General features: G+C 55.8%; 12 protein-coding genes. All 12 read right to left on the reverse strand.

Translation table 11 applies throughout. The features are described 5' to 3' along the window. Positions 1–429, reverse strand: coding sequence for a Holliday junction resolvase RuvX (gene ruvX, locus FYJ62_RS04490; protein ID WP_154548152.1), 429 nt, complete (start codon positions 427–429; stop codon positions 1–3). Then, the gene (locus FYJ62_RS04495; RefSeq protein ID WP_302188049.1) at positions 429–686 is read right to left on the reverse strand and encodes an IreB family regulatory phosphoprotein; all 258 of its coding nucleotides are present in this window, start codon (positions 684–686) and stop codon (positions 429–431) included. Before FYJ62_RS04495 ends, ruvX begins: the two co-directional genes overlap by 1 nt. Before the next feature lie 81 nt (positions 687–767). Continuing rightward, the gene (alaS, locus tag FYJ62_RS04500; RefSeq protein ID WP_154548154.1) at positions 768–3,407 is read right to left on the reverse strand and encodes an alanine--tRNA ligase; all 2,640 of its coding nucleotides are present in this window, start codon (positions 3,405–3,407) and stop codon (positions 768–770) included. 253 nt (positions 3,408–3,660) lie between these two features. After that, positions 3,661–5,025 carry a DEAD/DEAH box helicase gene (locus FYJ62_RS04505; protein WP_154548156.1) on the reverse strand — a complete coding sequence of 455 codons (1,365 nt, stop codon included), beginning with the start codon at positions 5,023–5,025 and terminating at the stop codon, positions 3,661–3,663. Continuing rightward, positions 5,018–5,983 (reverse strand): DHH family phosphoesterase, encoded by a 966-nt coding sequence (locus tag FYJ62_RS04510; RefSeq protein ID WP_154548158.1) that lies wholly within the window; start codon positions 5,981–5,983, stop codon positions 5,018–5,020. The genes FYJ62_RS04505 and FYJ62_RS04510 overlap by 8 nt, the downstream gene beginning before the upstream one ends. A gap of 84 nt (positions 5,984–6,067) precedes the next feature. Next, complete coding sequence (dinB, locus tag FYJ62_RS04515) at positions 6,068–7,189, reverse strand: DNA polymerase IV (protein WP_154548160.1); 1,122 nt, start codon at positions 7,187–7,189, stop codon at positions 6,068–6,070. Positions 7,190–7,219: 30 nt separating this feature from the next. Further along, on the reverse strand, positions 7,220–8,665 hold the full coding sequence (gene zwf / locus FYJ62_RS04520) for a glucose-6-phosphate dehydrogenase (protein WP_154548162.1): 1,446 nt from the start codon (positions 8,663–8,665) through the stop codon (positions 7,220–7,222). 111 nt (positions 8,666–8,776) lie between these two features. Continuing rightward, positions 8,777–9,163, reverse strand: a complete 387-nt coding sequence (yajC, locus tag FYJ62_RS04525) for a preprotein translocase subunit YajC (RefSeq protein WP_154548164.1) — start codon at positions 9,161–9,163, stop codon at positions 8,777–8,779. Between the two features lie 86 nt (positions 9,164–9,249). Further along, positions 9,250–10,260 (reverse strand): Holliday junction branch migration DNA helicase RuvB, encoded by a 1,011-nt coding sequence (gene ruvB, locus FYJ62_RS04530; protein WP_154548166.1) that lies wholly within the window; start codon positions 10,258–10,260, stop codon positions 9,250–9,252. Positions 10,261–10,295: 35 nt separating this feature from the next. Beyond that, complete coding sequence (ruvA, locus tag FYJ62_RS04535) at positions 10,296–10,904, reverse strand: Holliday junction branch migration protein RuvA (RefSeq protein ID WP_154548168.1); 609 nt, start codon at positions 10,902–10,904, stop codon at positions 10,296–10,298. Between the two features lie 40 nt (positions 10,905–10,944). After that, positions 10,945–12,843 carry a DNA mismatch repair endonuclease MutL gene (gene mutL / locus FYJ62_RS04540; protein ID WP_154548243.1) on the reverse strand — a complete coding sequence of 633 codons (1,899 nt, stop codon included), beginning with the start codon at positions 12,841–12,843 and terminating at the stop codon, positions 10,945–10,947. A gap of 7 nt (positions 12,844–12,850) precedes the next feature. After that, the gene (mutS, locus tag FYJ62_RS04545; RefSeq protein ID WP_154548170.1) at positions 12,851–15,430 is read right to left on the reverse strand and encodes a DNA mismatch repair protein MutS; all 2,580 of its coding nucleotides are present in this window, start codon (positions 15,428–15,430) and stop codon (positions 12,851–12,853) included. Positions 15,431–15,495: the final 65 nt, after the last annotated feature.

Here is a 15,495-nt window from a genome sequence, read left to right on the forward strand (position 1 = left end):
TTAGTCCTTTCGATGTAAATCTAAATAATTTTGCAAAATCAAGACGGCCGCAAGCTGATCGACGACCTCTTTGCGTTCGCGGCGATCATGCATGCCAGCTTCTTCAACGAGCACCCGCTCAGATTCAACCGTAGTCAAGCGTTCATCGGAGTAGTAGACGGGCAGGCCGAATTTCTTGGCCAATCTTTCCCCCATCGCGTGGCTCCGGTCAACGGAAGCCCCGGCTGAGCCGTCCAGCTTCTTGGGCAAGCCCAAGACGAAGGCTTCCGGCTCATATTCCCGGACCAGCTTCTTCAAGCTCCGCATGCCAAAGTTGTGGCGGGTCTCGTCAATTTGAATCGTTTCCAGCGGTTGCGCCGTAATCCCCAGAGGATCGCTGACCGCGACGCCAATCGTGCGCGAGCCGACATCCAAGCCGAGCAGCCGCATTACTTGTCCTTGCCAAGGTAGCTCTTGACGAGCTCTTCAATAATCTCATCACGTTCATGACGCAGGATCAGGTTCCGGGCATCATTGTGCCGCGGGATGTACGCCGGGTCGCCTGAAAGCAGGTAGCCCACAATTTGGTTGATTGGATTATAACCCTTTTCTTCAAGCGCCTTGTATACGTCTTCCAAGGTATCATGAATGTTCTTGCCCTTATTTTGATTAAAATCAAAGTGCATCGTCTTATCAAGCGAACTCACTGTTATTCCCCCTCTTTTGTCTATTTTACTGAAAAAGCCAAGCGAACTCAATTGATCTGATTGGCCTCAGTGCCTCTTTCTTTAGTTGTTGTCCAAAAGTGAGACAGCAGCATCGATCGCGTCTTGCAAGCCTTCTGGCTTCTTGCCGCCGGCTTGGGCCATGTTTGGCCGGCCACCACCGCCGCCGCCGAAGATGCGGGCAACGGACTTGATCATGTCGCCAGCCTTCAGGCCCTTGTCCAGAGCCTTTTGGCCCAGGCTGACCAGCATGTTGGCCTTGCCGTCAGCCTTCAAGCCGAGAATCAGGACGTCTGACTTGTTTTCAGCCTTCCATTGGTCGGCGATTTCCCGCAAGTCGTTCATGCTGTTGACGTCAGCAATCGTGGCGATGACGCTAAGACCGGCAACCGTCTTTACGTTGTCGAAGATCTTGCCCGCCTTGGCCTTGTTGATTTGGGCTTCAAAGGCGGCATTCTGCTTTTGGGCAGCGCGCAGGTCTTCTTGCAGGGAGGCAACCTTGGTCTTGATGCCTTCTGGCTTCGTTGCCTTGACTTCAGCCTGCAATTCGTCAAGCATTTCTGAGCGGCCAGCCAGGTATTCGTAAGCCAGCTTAGAGGTTACGGCTTCAATTCTTCTGACGCCGGCACCGATCGCCTGCTCTGAAACGATCTTGAAGATCCCGATTTGTGAAGTGTTGTCGCAGTGGGTCCCACCACAGAATTCAATTGAGAAGTCATCCATTTGGACCACGCGGACCTTGTCGGCGTACTTGCCGTCAAAGAGGGCCAAAGCCCCCATCTTGCGGCCAGTGTCTGGGTCGGTTTCGGTCGTCTTGACCTGGATTGCTTCCCAGATCTTTTGATTGACGATCTTTTCAACCGTCTTCAGCTCTCTTGGCGTCGTTGGGTCCAGGGAGGTGAAGTCAAAGCGCAGGTAGTCTGGCTCAACGACTGAGCCGGCTTGGTGGGTGTGCTCACCCAAGACTTGCCGCAGGGCAGCATGCAAGAGGTGGGTCGCTGAGTGTGAGTGGCGCAGGCCTTCACGGCGGGCCTTGTCAATCTTCAACGTGTAGGTCTTGCCCTTTTCCAGTGGCAGGGTCACGTCAACGAAGTGCAGGTTTTGGTCGTTAGGCGCGTGCTGCACGTCAACCACGGTCGCAACCAGGTTGCCGTCTTCGTCCAGGATTTCCCCGTGGTCAGCCACTTGGCCGCCCCGTTCAGCGTAGAAAGGAGTGTGGTCAAAAACCAGAGTGGCCTTTTCGCCGTCAGCCTTGTCTACCAGCTGGTCGTTAACGATGATGTCAATCAGCTTGCTCTTTTCTTCGTATACGCCGTAGTCAAAAGTACTTGCGTCCTTCAAACTCATCAGGGTTTCGTCTTGTGAGCCCATTGACTGCAAGTCGCCCCGGGCCTTGCGTGCCCGTTCCTTCTGGGCTTCCATTTCAGCGTCAAAGCCCTTCTTGTCAACCTTCAGGCCGTTGTCTTGCGCAGCTTCAAAGGTCAGCTCGTATGGGAAGCCGTAAGTGTCGAACATCTTGAAGGCGTCCTTGCCGGAGATGGTCTTGTCGTCGCTTTCCTTGGCCTTGCCGATCAAGTCGTCCAGCAGGGTCAGACCGGCTTCAAGAGTAGCGCCGAAGCGGTCTTCTTCGTTCTTGACGACCTTGCTGATGAAGGCTGCCTGGTTGATCACTTCTGGGTAGTGGCTCTTCATGATGTCGCCGACAACTGGCACCAGCTTGTACAAGAATGGCCCTTGGATGCCCAGCTTGCGGCCGTTCAAGGCTGCCCGCCGCAGCAAGCGGCGCAAAACGTAGCCACGGCCGGTGTTGCCTGGCAGGGCGCCGTCGCCAATGGCAAAGGAGATGGCGCGGATGTGGTCGGCGATGATCTTGAAGGAAGTGTCGTCAGCCTTGTTGTCCGCGTACTTCTTGCCTGCGGTCATTTCTTCAGTCGCGTGAATGATTGGCAGGAACAAGTCGGTTTCGAAGTTGGTTGGGGCGTCTTGCAGGATTGAAAGCACGCGTTCCAGACCCATCCCGGTATCAATATTCTTGTGTGGCTGCTCAACGTAGCGGCCGTCTGGCAAGTGGTTGAATTCTGAGAACACGATGTTCCAGATTTCCAGGTAGCGGGCGTTTTCGCCGCCTGGGAAGTTTTCCGGGTCGTCTTCAGCCACGTCATTGTTTTCCTGGCCACGGTCGTAGAAGATTTCTGAGTCAGGACCACAAGGGCCTTCACCGATGTCCCAGAAGTTGTCTTCCAGCTGCACGATGTGGTCTTCTGGCAGACCTACGACTTCATGCCAAATGCGGTGAGCTTCCGTGTCCTTTGGGTAGACGGTCACGTACAGCTTGTCCTTGTCCAGGTCCAGCCACTTTGGACTGGTCAGGAATTCCCAAGCCCAAGGAATCGCTTCTTCCTTGAAGTAGTCGCCAACTGAGAAGTTGCCCAGCATTTCAAACAGGGTCTGGTGACGGGCCGTCTTGCCGACGTTTTCAATGTCGTTGGTTCTGATTGACTTTTGTGAGCTGGTGATCCGGCGGTTCTTAGGAACGACGGAGCCGTCAAAGTACTTCTTCATCGTCGCAACGCCGGAGTTGATCCACAGCAAGGTTGGGTCATCTTGCGGGATCAGGCTGGCTGATGGCATCACCATGTGGCCGTGTTCGTGGAAGAAGTCCAGGAACATTTGCCGAAATTCAGAACTGTTTAATTTCTTCATCGAAATCTCCTACAAATAAAACAAAAACAAAAACAAGCACAGTCGCGTGAAATTCAAGGACGCTCAAGAAACGCGGTACCACCTTGATTGCAACAGTGCTTGTTACCTCTTAATTATCTAATTGTGATCGCTTTAAGGAGCATTTCCTGCTCTGGGATAAGCCCTTCTCACCGGCCTGGCTCTCTCTTTGAATCCTGAAAGCAAGAAACATATCTTAAACGAGATTAATTTTACTACTTTAAGCCGGCAGCTGTCAACGGCCTTGCTCGCGCTTGCGCTTGCGCAGGCGCTTTTGGTGGCGCATTTCGTGGCGCTGCTCCAGTTTCCGCTGCTGGCGGTTGTCTTCTTGGATGGCCCGCTTGATCTTCTTCTTGTAGCCGGGCTTTTTCTTGCGCTTGGCCTTGGCCACGATCCCCTTGGTCTGGGCATTGACTGTCCGGGTCTTGGCCGACTTGCGGTTGTCTCTTCTGCGGTAGTGGCTTCTCGCGGTCAACTCGCCGCCCTTGATTTCAACGAAGTCAAAGTGGACGCCCATCTTTTCCAGGCCAGCCACCCGGTCCATCTCTTCTTCCCGGATCAGGGTCACGGCATGGCCTGGCAGGCCGTTGCGGCCTGTCCGGCCGATCCGGTGGATCATGAATTCCAGGTCCTTGGGAATTTCATAGTTGATGACCAGGCTGACCCCGTCAATGTCGATCCCGCGGGCAGCCAGGTCGCTGGCAACCAGGTACTGGAACTGGCCGTTTCTGACTTCGCGCAAGGTCCGCTTGCGCTCGCGCTCAGTAATGCCGCCGTGGATCTTGGCCACGCGCAGGCCCTTTTCGCTCAGGTAGGCCGCCAATTCATCCACCTTTTGCTTGGTGTTGGCAAAAACCAGGGCCAGGTATGGCTGACCCATGGTCAAGAGCTGGTAGACGATCTTCTTGCGGTCCTTTGACCCGATGTCCAGCAGATCGTTCTTGATGGTTGGGGCAATCACGGCTGGGTTGTCGATTACGATTTCCTGGGGCTTGGCCATGTACTTGCGCAGGAAATTGGCCAGCTTGACCGGGATCGTGGCTGAAAAGGCAGACATGACCACGTCCTTCGGCAGCCGGGCCGCCACCTTGTCAACGTCGCTTAAAAAGCCCATGTCCAAAGTCATGTCGGCTTCATCGATGACAAAGTTCTTTACCCGGTCCAGGACCAGGATCTTCTTATCGGCAAAGTCCAGCAGCCGCCCTGGAGTGGCTACGATCAGCTGGGGCTTGTTTTGGGCAAACTTGGCGATCTGCCGGTCGCGGTCGCTCCCGCCGGCCAAGTGGGCAATCGAGATTGCCAGACCGGAGGCATCCCGCAACTGGCGGGCCACCTGGTAGAGCTGGTCAGCCAGCTCCCGGCTTGGCGCGGTCACGATAGCTTGCACGCATTGGTCTGCCGGATCAATGTCGTTCAAGAGCGGCAGCAGGTAGGCGTGGGTCTTGCCTGACCCAGTCGCGGCCTGGACGATCACGCTTTGGTGGTCCAGCATGACTGGGATGACCGCGCTTTGGACCTTGGTCGCTTTCTTAAAGCCAATCTTGGCCAAGCCTGCCCGCAATTCAGGGCGTAAACGAGTGTCTTCAAAAATATTAGTCATTCGGGTGTTCTTCCTTGTAGTTCTTGCATGCGTCGACCAATTCACGGTAGATCTGGTCAACTTCGGCAGCATCCTTGGCGTTGGCGCCTGAGGCCAGCTCGTGGCCGCCGCCATCGTGGCTTTCAGCCAGCTTGTGGATGAAAGGCCCCTTTGACCGGTAGTGAATCCGGTAGGTCCCATCGCCCTTTTCCACGGCCACGATCCAGGCCAGAATGCCGCGGATGCGGCCAGGACTGGACACGCAGGCGGAAGCTTCCGCCTGGCTGACGCCCAGCTGCTTTAAGTCAGCCTGGGAAATGACCGCCAAAGCCGCGCCAGTTTCCTCGTCAATCGCCAATTTGTCGATTGACAGGTTCTGCAGCTTGGCCTGGCCCAGGGTAACTTCGCTGATGCTGCGGGCAATTTGGGCAGTATCGATGCCGGTTGCCTTCAAGCGCGCGGCAACTTCAAAGGTGTGGGTGGTCGTCGCGTCGTACAAAAAGCGCCCAGTGTCGCCAACGATGCCGGCGTACAGGGCCAAGGCAATTTCCTGGTTCAGCGGCAGCTTTTCCTGGTCGATGAAGTCGGCAATCAATTCGCTGGCCGCGCTGGCCGTAGGGTCAACGTATTCCATGTCAGCGTATTGGTCAACGTCTGGGTGGTGGTCAATCTTAATCAGGAAGTCGCCCATGTTGTAGCGTTTGTCGGAAACTCTTGGCGTGTTGGCCGTGTCCGTGGTGATGACCAGGGCACCTTCATAGTCACTGTCCTTGACTTCATCCATCGTATTGATCCAAGCCAGGTCGCCAACGTCGTTTTCGCCCGTGCAGAGAATGGTCTTCTCTGGGAAAGCCAGGCGCAGGGACTTGGCCAGGCCTGCTTGTGAGCCAATGGCATCAGGGTCCGGGTTGGTGTGCCGATGCAGGATGATCGTGTCGTATTCTTTGATTTTGCCTAAAATTTCGTCAAACGTGTTCATGGGTACCTCCTATTTATTCGGCTACCTATTTTAGCAAAAAAAGCCGGCTCGCGCTATTTTCAAAGCTAAACTGCCACTTTTTTCTCATTCGTCAGTTGGAAAAAGGGAAATCTCTTCATACCGCGCCCCAGACAGGTCGCCCCCGGAAACCCCCAGCAAGCGGAGACCATTTTCGATAAACTCCGGCTCCCGGTCCAGCAGCTCCTTCGCCACTGGATAAAAGTCCGCCGCCTTGTTGCTTGCCGCTGGCAGCCGCTGGCGTCTGGTAATGGTATTGAAGTCCCGGTCGCGCAATTTTAAGACCAGAACCCGCGCCACTAGTCCCCGCGCCTGCAGGCTTTGGGCAATCTCGCCGCAATACTGGCGCAGCAAGGTCTGGGCCTGGACTGGATCATAGATTTCCGGCTCAAAAGTCCGCTCCTTGCCCAAGGACTTGCGCTGGCGCGTGGCTCTGACCGGCGAGAGGTCAATGCCATAGGCCTGCATGGCCATATAGTAGCCCGCCTTCTTGAACTTCTCCAGCAGCTTTCTGGTCCCAAAAGCTCGCAGGTCAGCACCGTTGTTGATGCCTAAGTCCCGCAAGGCGGCCTGGGTCTTCTTGCCAATGCCCGGAAACTCCTTGATGTCCTGCTTGGCCAAAAAAGCGCGCGCCTCTTGCGGCAGAATCACGGTGCGGCCAAACGGCTTGGCGTACTCTGACCCCATCTTGGCCAGAAACTTGTTGTAGCTGGCCCCAAAAGAGCATGTCAGCTGCAGCTCGGCATAGATTTTCTGCTGCATATAGCAGCCCAATTCAATTACTGAGCTTCGCTGCAGCTTGTTCTGGGTCACGTCCAGATATGCTTCATCCAAGGCCACCGTTTCAATCTGGTCAGTCACTTCGTGCATGATGGCATGGACTTGGTCGGAAACGGCATGGTACTTGGCAAAATCCGGGTCGACAAAGACCAGCTCTTCTTTTGGAATCTGCTGGATGGCCTTGATGGCCGGCATGGCGCTGCCAACCCCGTATTTCCGCGCCCGGTAATTAGCCGTCGCGATCACCCCGTGCCCGCCATGCAGACGGGGGTCTTGGGCAATCACGACGGCCTTGCCGCGCAATTCCGGATGATCCCGCATTTCCACTGAGGCATAGAAGGCATCCATGTCCAGGTGGATGATCCGCCGCGAACAGTCATTTCGCGGCAGCAGGTCTTCATCTTTCATTTCGTCTCTTCGTATTTATTTTTTCATCAATCAGTAGATCCAGCGGTCGGTTGGATTAGCAAAAATCTGCTTGGATTCAGCTGGTCCCATCTTGTACGGGGCATAAGTCAGCGGCTTCTGGCCGCTTTCGTTCTGCTTCTGCCAAGCGTCTTCAACGGCGTCCACGAATTCCCAGTAGCGCTTGAGCTCCTTCCACTTGGTGAAGTTGGTGGAGTCGTTGACGAAAACGTCGTGGATCAAGCGCTCATAGCCATCTGGGACTTGGGCCTGCTCTTCCGGACTGAACTTGTAGGCCAGGCGTTCCCGGCGCAAGCCCCCGCCCTGGATGGTCTTGCCGTTGATGGTGAGGTAGATTTCGCTGGCCGGGTCGACCTCAATGGTAATGCTGTTTTCGCCGGTTTCGCCGTAAATGCCGGCCATGTCCTTCAAGACGATGTCGATTCTGGTCCGCTTTTCCTTCATTTCCTTGCCAGTCCGGAAGTAGATCGGGACTCCGGCAAGTGGCCCCTGGTCAAATTTCACCCGGCCGGCCACGAAGGTCTCAGTCTTGGATTCAGGATCAACGTTGGGCTCGCTGGTGTAGGCAAAAGTAGTCTCGGTGCCGCCGTACTGGCCGCGGACAAAGCCAGCCGCGACTTCCGCCTCATCAGGGATTTCCAAAGAATCCAGCAGAGCTTCCTTAGCCGCGTGAATGTCAGTGTCAGCCAGGCTGGCTGGTTCTGGCATGGCCAAAAGGGTAATGATCTGGAAGATGTGGTTCTGCACCATGTCGCGCATGGCACCAGAAGCATCGTAGTAGCCGCCCCGTGCTTCAACGCCAAGGCGCTCAGCCAGGGTCACCTGGATGTTCTTGATGCAATCCTTGTTCCAGATGCTCTTGATCATTGGATTGCTCAGCCGCAAAGGCAAGATGTTCTGCACCATTTCCTTGCCCAGATAGTGGTCAATTCGGAAAACCTGCTCTTCATCAAAGGAGCCGTTGATCTGCTTGTTCAAGACTTCCGCCGTCTCCAGGCTGGTCCCGAATGGCTTTTCAACCACCAGGCGGTTGAAGCCGCTGCCCGTCAGCTTCTGGTCGGCAATGTGCTCCGCGATCGTGCCAAAGAAGCTTGGCGCCATGGCCATGTAGAAGATGCGGTTGCCTTGGCAGGAGTAGCGCTCATCCAGCTCTTGGGCCAGCTTCTTCAAGGTCACGTAGTGCTCAACGTTGGTCACGTCGTGTGACTGGTAATAGAAGTGGCTGGCAAAGGCTTCCAGGTCAGTTTCATCGACCTCCCCGTAGGTCTCATGCACCGCGTCGGCAACCTGCCCGCGCAGGTATTCATGCGACCAAGGCCGCCGCGCCGTTCCGATCACGGCAAAATTGTCGTGAATCAAGCCGCTGCGGTAAAGGTTAAACAAGGCGGGATAGATCTTCCGGTGGGCCAGATCCCCGCTGCCGCCAAAAATAATCATCACTGTTGGAATATTGTTCATTTTGTCTCCCTTAGAATAACTATTGTTTCAACTGCTTTTATTTTAGCAAGTTCCAGACACGAAAAAAAACAAAACGTTGCGAAAAAACGTTTTGTTTTTAAAATTGCTTGTTTACTTTTCGTCAGTTGAGTCAGCTTCTTGGCCGTCTGCCTCTGCAGGCTTTTCGGCTGCTGGCTTGGCGTCTTCAGCTGAAGCCTTCTTCAAGACGGTTCTGACTGCCAGGCGGGAGAAGGTCAAGTAGATCCCATCCGCGTCCAAAACGACCGTCTTGTCTTCATCGTTGATCGAGTCGATCTTGCCGTGCAGGCCGTCAACCATTTCGACCTGGTCGCCCTTTTGCAGCTTGTTCATCATTTCCTGACGTTCTTGCTGCTGCTTCTTTTGCGGCTTAATCATGGTGAAGTAGGTAAAACCGAACAAAACCACCAAAATAATGATCATGAACAACTGGCTGCCAGCACCGTTGCCAGCTTGCGCAGCTAATGCGAAAGTATTCAATATAGTCCACCTCATAAATAAATCTTTGTTTTTTGAACGATAACATCAATTATACTGTATCGCTAATTTTTTTGCAGTATTTACGCCTATTCTTCGCCAGGAAGCGGCAGATTGAGCTGCCGGTAGGCCTTGCCGGTCACCACGCGTCCCCGGGGCGTCATGACGATGAAGCCTTTTTGCAGCAGATATGGCTCATACAAAGACTCAATCGTTTCCCGGTCTTCCCCAATATTGGAAGCCAGGGTCCTGATGCCGACCGGGCCGCCGCCATAGCTCATGATCATGGTCAGCAAGAGCTTGCGGTCAGTCTGGTCCAACCCGGCGCTGTCCACTTGCAGCTGGTGCAGGGCCTGGGCCGTGGTTGCCAGGGAGATCTCGCTTTCGCCCTTGACCTCGGCAAAGTCGCGGACCCGCTTGAGCAGGCGGTTGGCCACCCGGGGCGTTCCCCGGGACCGGCGGGCCAGTTCATGGGCGGCTTCTGGCGAGATCTTGGTGTGGAAGACCGCGCTTGAGCGCAGGACGATATCCTCCAGATCCTTGACCTCATAATACTGCATGTGCTCCACGATCCCAAAGCGGTCGCGCAAAGGTGCGGACAGCTGGCCGGCCAAAGTCGTGGCCCCGATCAAGGTGAAAGGCGGCAAAGGCAGGTGCACCGCGTGCGTCGTCTGCCCCTCCCCAACCACGATATCGACATAGTAGTCTTCCATCGCGGAATAAAGGACCTCTTCCACCGGCTTGGCCAGGCGGTGGATTTCGTCGATAAACAGGACATCCCCGGGATCCAGGTCTGACAAGAGGGCCACCAGGTCCCCGGCTCTTTCAATGGCCGGACCGCTGGTGCTCTTGAGCTTGACGCCCAGTTCATTGGCGATGACAAACGCCATGGTCGTCTTCCCCAAGCCAGGCGGGCCGTAAAGCAGGACATGGTCCAGGGCCTCGTCGCGCTGCTTGGCGGCCTTGATATAGATCTCCATGTCTTTTTTGACCCGGGTCTGCCCAATGTACTGGGACAGGTATTGGGGTCTCAAGGACAATTCCATCGCTTCTTCCCCTGGACCCACGGTCTCCTGGGAAGTGATGTGTTCATCCGTCATTCAATCTCTCCTTTTCCTGCTGCGCTAATTGCCAGCTAGGCTTTCTTCAAAAGCAGGGCCAGACCCTTTCTGGTGTAGTCGTCAGCCGACAGACCAGTCAGCTTGGCCAATTTAGGCGTGATCCGATCAAGCTCTTTTTGGGTGTAGCCCAAAGCCGCCAAGGCCAGCAAGGCATCGTGCAGCTCGGGCGTGACCGCTTCGGCTGCTTTTGGCTGGTCTTCATATTCATTGAAGAGGTTCTCGCCAACGTATGCCCCCATCTTGCCCTTTAAATCCAGGACGATTTGGGAGGCCGTCTTCTTGCCAATGCCCGGGAAGCGGGTCAGATACTTGACTTCCCCGTTCTCAATCGCTGATGCCAAGGCGCCGTTGTCTTGGGCCGCCATAATGGCCAAAGCCGACTTGGGCCCAATGCCGGAAACCTGGTTGAGCTTCATAAACAAGCCCTTGTCCTGCTGGCTGCGAAAGCCATACAGGGTAATGCCGGTGTCGCGGACGACCTGCTCGACCCATACCCGGGCCTTGTCGCCTTCATGGTAAGCGTAAGGAACGGGACTGTAGATCTTATAGCCAATTCCGCCCGCTTCCAGGACGATATAGCCAGGCGTGATCAGGGTCACGACTCCATCAAAATATTCATACATCTGCTTTTATCCTCAGTCTTTAATCTGCTTTGTCTCTGCTTTACTTGTTGAACAGCTTGCGCAGGTCATTGGCACTCAGGCGCACGACCGCGGTTCTGCCGCTGGCGTCCTGGTAAGGATTTGAGGCCTTGCGCAAGGCAGCGAGCAGCTGACTGGCCTCGGCATTGGTCAAATTGACCCGCCGGCCCGCGTTGATTTCAGCTGCCTGGGCGGCAATCGCCTTCAGCAGCTTCTCCCCGGTCATCTGCCGGCCATTCAAGAAGATGTCCAGCAAGCCGCGGACTTCGCTTTCCAGATCGCCAGTCAGCCAGGTTGGATAAGTCCGCATGACCAGGGAATTTTGCCCGAAGTCTTCCAGGTGCAGGCCGATCTTGTCCAGCAGCGGCAAGGCATCCAGCAGGCGCTCGTAGTCCAGGCTGCCAAAATCAAAGACCAGGGGCTCCAGCAGCCCTTGCTGGTAGTTGGTCTCCTGGGTCAGGCTGTCCATGATCTCGTCATAATCCAAGCGCCGGCGGGCAGCCAGCTGGTCAACCAGATACAAGTCGCCTTCATGGGCGGCCACTAGACAGCCATTGATCTGCCCCAGCAGCGTCAAGGCCGGCATATTGTTGGCCAGAACCTTGTCCACGGGAGCGATGACTGCTTCTCCGCTGACGGCCTCTTCAAAAGGCTTAAGCTGCTGCTGGGCCAACACGTTGGCGTCCCAGGTCTTGGTCAGGACATACTGGTCGTCTTCTCTGACCTGGTTTAAATCAACGTATTCGGCTTTTCCCGCCTTGGGCGCTTTTTTCTCCGGCGCTGGCACTTTAGCCGGCTCGCTGACTGCCAGGTCATCCTGCAAGGAAAAGGTGTCCGGCCGCCGGGTATCGACTACCTTTTGGTTCAGGTTGAATTCCAGCTGCTCTTGCTGGGTGGAATTTTTGTACGGAGTCAGGCGGAAAAGGGGATCCTCCTCCCCTGCCAGCAAGGCGTCAGTCACCGCGCTCGTCAGCAGGCGGCTGAGTTCCTTTTCCTTGGACAAGCGGACCTCTTCCTTGGTCGGGTGGACGTTGACGTCGACCAAGAGCGGATCGGCCTCAATCGCGACGACCGCGATCGGGTACTTCTTGCCGGAAAGCTTGGTCCCGTAGCCGTCCAGCAGGGCTGAGGCCAGGGCATAGTTCTTAATGTAGCGGCCATTCAACAGAATGGAGATAAAGTTCCGGCTGGATCTGGACAATTCCGGCTTGGAAACCAGGCCGTAAACCGTGAAGTCGGGGTCTTCGCTTTCAATCTTGACCATCTGCTCAGCAACTTTGCGCCCGTAGATGTTGGCCACATCCTGCTGGAGGTTGCCGTTGCCGGAAGTGCGCAAAAGCACCTTGCCTTCGCTGGTCAAAGTCAGGCTGATTTCAGGGTGGCCCAAGGCGATCCGGTTGACGATGTCGACAATCTTCATGAGCTCCGTTCTGGGGCTCTTCAAGTACTTCAATCTGGCCGGCGTATTGTAAAACAGGTCGCGGACCGTGATCTTGGTCCCCTTGGCGCTGCCCGCGTCTTCTTGGAAAGTCTTGGCCCCGCCGGCAAAGCCGGCTCTGGTACCCAATTGCCCGTCCGTTGACGTCAGAATCTCCACGTGGGCAACGGCGGCAATTGAGGCCAGGGCTTCGCCTCTAAAGCCCAAGGTCGCGATATTGAACAGGTCATGCTCATTGGCAATCTTGCTGGTGGCGTGGCGCATAAAAGCCAGGTCAATCTGGTCAGGCGCGATCCCCGTCCCATTGTCCTGGACGGCGACTTCCAATAGCCCGGACTTCTTGACTTCCACTCGGATCCGCGTGGCTTGGGCATCGATGGCGTTTTCCACCAGCTCCTTGACCACGCTGGCCGGCCGCTCGATGACTTCGCCGGCCGCAATTTGGTTGGTCAGGTTTTCTGATAGTTCATGAATCTTGGCCATAGTCTGCTCAGCCCTCATCCTTTAATTTCTTCTGCCAGTCAGCCACCAGCTGCATGACTTCCAGCGGGGTCTGTTCATTCAAGTCCACCTGGCTGATCTCATCCAGCAGATCCTGGCGGCTTTCCGTCAGTGGATCCGGCTCGCTGACCTCTGGAGCTGGGGCAAACAGGCTCAGCTGCTCAGCCACCGGCTCATTGATCTCCCCTGCTCCTTGGGCCTCCAGGCGTTTAAGCATGGTGGAGGCGTCCCGCAGCACCTTCTTGGGCAGACCAGCCAGCTTGGCCACGTGAATCCCGTAAGACTGGTCGGCCGGACCGGGCAGGATCTTGTGCAGGAAGATCAGCTTGCCATTTTCTTCCGTGGCTCCAACATGAATGTTCTTCAAGTGCGGCAAAGTCTGGTCCAGGTCGGTCAGCTCGTGGTAGTGGGTGGCAAACAGGGTCTTGGCCCCAACCTTGTCATGCAGGTACTTGATGATCGCGCCGGCCAGGGCCATCCCGTCATAAGTGGCGGTCCCGCGGCCAATTTCGTCAAACAGGATCAAGGACCTTGGCGTCGCGCGCTGCAAGGCCTCATTGGCCTCGCTCATTTCAACCATAAAGGTGCTCTTGCCGGAATACAGGTCGTCAGCGGCACCAATTCTGGTAAAGATCTGGTCAAAAATCGGCAATTGGGCCGAATCAGCCGGCACGAAGGAGCCGACTTGGGCCATGATGGCAATCAAAGCGGCTTGGCGCATGTAGGTGCTCTTGCCGGACATGTTCGGGCCGGTAATCAAGTAGATGCTGGTATCCTCATCCATCTCCAGGTCGTTGGGGATATAGTTGCCGGCGCCCAGAACGTTTTCAACGACCGGGTGGCGGCCATTCTTGACTTCAAGGTCCTGCCGGTCCACGAAGACTGGCCGGCAGTAGTTCTTCTCTTCCGCTACCTTGGCAAAAGCCACGCAGACGTCCAAAGCAGCCAGCTGGCGGCCCAGGGTCTGCAGCTGTGGAATATGCTGCTTGATCGCGTCGCGCAGCTGAACGAACAATTCATGCTCCAAGTCCGTTGACCGGCTTTCCGCTTCCAGGATCAGGCTTTCATGCTCCTTCAATTCCGGCGTGATGTAGCGCTCGGCGTTGGTCAGGGTCTGCTTTCTCGTGTAGCGGTCTTGCGGCACCTTGGAGACGTTGCCCTTGGAGACTTGGATGAAGTAGCCAAAGACCCGGTTGTAGCCGATCTTCAGGTTGTCGATCCCGGTCCGCTGCCGCTCAGCCAGCTCTTCTTGGGCCAGCCACTGCTTGCCGCCGTTCATGACCTCACGGTACTTGTCCAGCTCCTCGCTGACGCCGGCCTTGATAATGCCGCCATCAGTGCTGGAAACCGGCGGGTCATCGACGATCGTATTCTGGATGGTCTCCGCGATTTCGCCCAAAGGATCGATTGCCTGTCCATAGCTGGCCAAGACCTCATTGCCTGACTCGCTCAAGGCCTGGAGAATGGCCGGGACGGCATTTAAGGTCCGGGACAGCTGCAGCAGTTCGCGCGGGTTGACGCTGCCAAAAGCAATCCGCCCGCTGAGCCGCTCCAGGTCATAGACGCCCTTCAAGGCATCGACGATATTTTCCCGGCTGAAGTATTCATCCAGCAGGGCCTGGACCAAGTCTTGCCGGCGCTTGATCTTCTCCTGGCTCAAGAGCGGCCGGCTCAGCCACTGCTTAAGCAGGCGGCCGCCCATGGCGGTGCTGGTCTTGTCCAGGACCCAGAACAAGGAGCCCTGCTTTTTGCCGGTCGTGGCTGACCGGGTCAATTCCAGATTCCGCTGGACGGTATTGGACATCTGCAGGTACTGGCCGACTTCAAAGCTTTCAGCTGCCTGCAGGTGGGCCAGGCTCCGCTTCTGGGTTGCCAAAAGGTAGACCACCAGCTGCCTGGTCGCGGCTCTTTCCAGGGAGTCGGTCAGGTTCTGCTCAGCATAAGAAATTTCAGCATGCTCCCCAGCAAGCTCTGCCGGCACGGAGATGGTAATGTTGGACTTTTGCAGGCTTTCGCGCTCATCCTGCTTCATCTGCCCGTCAAAAACCACTTCCCTGGTTCTTAAGGACAGGAGCTCATTGAAAACCTCAGCGAACCGCTTGACGTGGGTGGCAAAAATCTCCCCCGTAGACAAGTCGCTGTAAGCCAGGCCATAGCCGCTCTTCTTGGCGATGACGCTGGTCAAGTAGTTGGCTTCTGCCCCATCTTCCGGGCCTGAAGCCATGCGCGTCCCGGGCGTGACCAGCTGGATAATCCCCCGCTTGACCATTCCCTGGGCCTTCTTGGGATCTTCCAGCTGCTCACAGATCGCCACCTTGTAGCCCTTTTCGACCAGGGTGTTGACGTAGGAGTCAACGGCCATGTGCGGCACCCCAGCCATTGGGATCGGATTGGCTGACTTATTGGACCGGTGGGTCAGGGTCAGCTCCAGAATCTGCGAGCCCTTGACCGCGTCGTCTTCATACAATTCGTAAAAGTCCCCGACCCGGTAGAAGAGAAAGGCATCCGGGTACTGTTCCTTGATTTTGTAGTATTGCTCCATCATTGGAGTCGTGGCTTTCTTTGGCATTAAAGATCTCCCTCACGTAATTCAGTTGCCTTCTATTATACATTATTTTTCCAAACAAACGTTTA

Source organism: Lactobacillus porci (assembly GCF_009695985.1).
In the GTDB taxonomy this organism is placed as follows: Bacteria; Bacillota; Bacilli; order Lactobacillales; family Lactobacillaceae; genus Lactobacillus; species Lactobacillus absianus.

Coding starts and splice junctions, on each gene's coding strand:
- mutS (WP_154548170.1), bottom strand. CDS start 15,430: ATGCCAAAGAAAGCCACGACTCCAATGATGGAGCAATACTACAAAATC.
- ruvA (WP_154548168.1), bottom strand. CDS start 10,904: ATGTATGAATATTTTGATGGAGTCGTGACCCTGATCACGCCTGGCTAT.
- zwf (WP_154548162.1), bottom strand. CDS start 8,665: ATGAACAATATTCCAACAGTGATGATTATTTTTGGCGGCAGCGGGGAT.
- FYJ62_RS04510 (WP_154548158.1), bottom strand. CDS start 5,983: ATGAACACGTTTGACGAAATTTTAGGCAAAATCAAAGAATACGACACG.
- dinB (WP_154548160.1), bottom strand. CDS start 7,189: ATGAAAGATGAAGACCTGCTGCCGCGAAATGACTGTTCGCGGCGGATC.
- mutL (WP_154548243.1), bottom strand. CDS start 12,843: ATGGCCAAGATTCATGAACTATCAGAAAACCTGACCAACCAAATTGCG.
- FYJ62_RS04505 (WP_154548156.1), bottom strand. CDS start 5,025: ATGACTAATATTTTTGAAGACACTCGTTTACGCCCTGAATTGCGGGCA.
- alaS (WP_154548154.1), bottom strand. CDS start 3,407: ATGAAGAAATTAAACAGTTCTGAATTTCGGCAAATGTTCCTGGACTTC.
- ruvX (WP_154548152.1), bottom strand. CDS start 429: ATGCGGCTGCTCGGCTTGGATGTCGGCTCGCGCACGATTGGCGTCGCG.
- ruvB (WP_154548166.1), bottom strand. CDS start 10,260: ATGACGGATGAACACATCACTTCCCAGGAGACCGTGGGTCCAGGGGAA.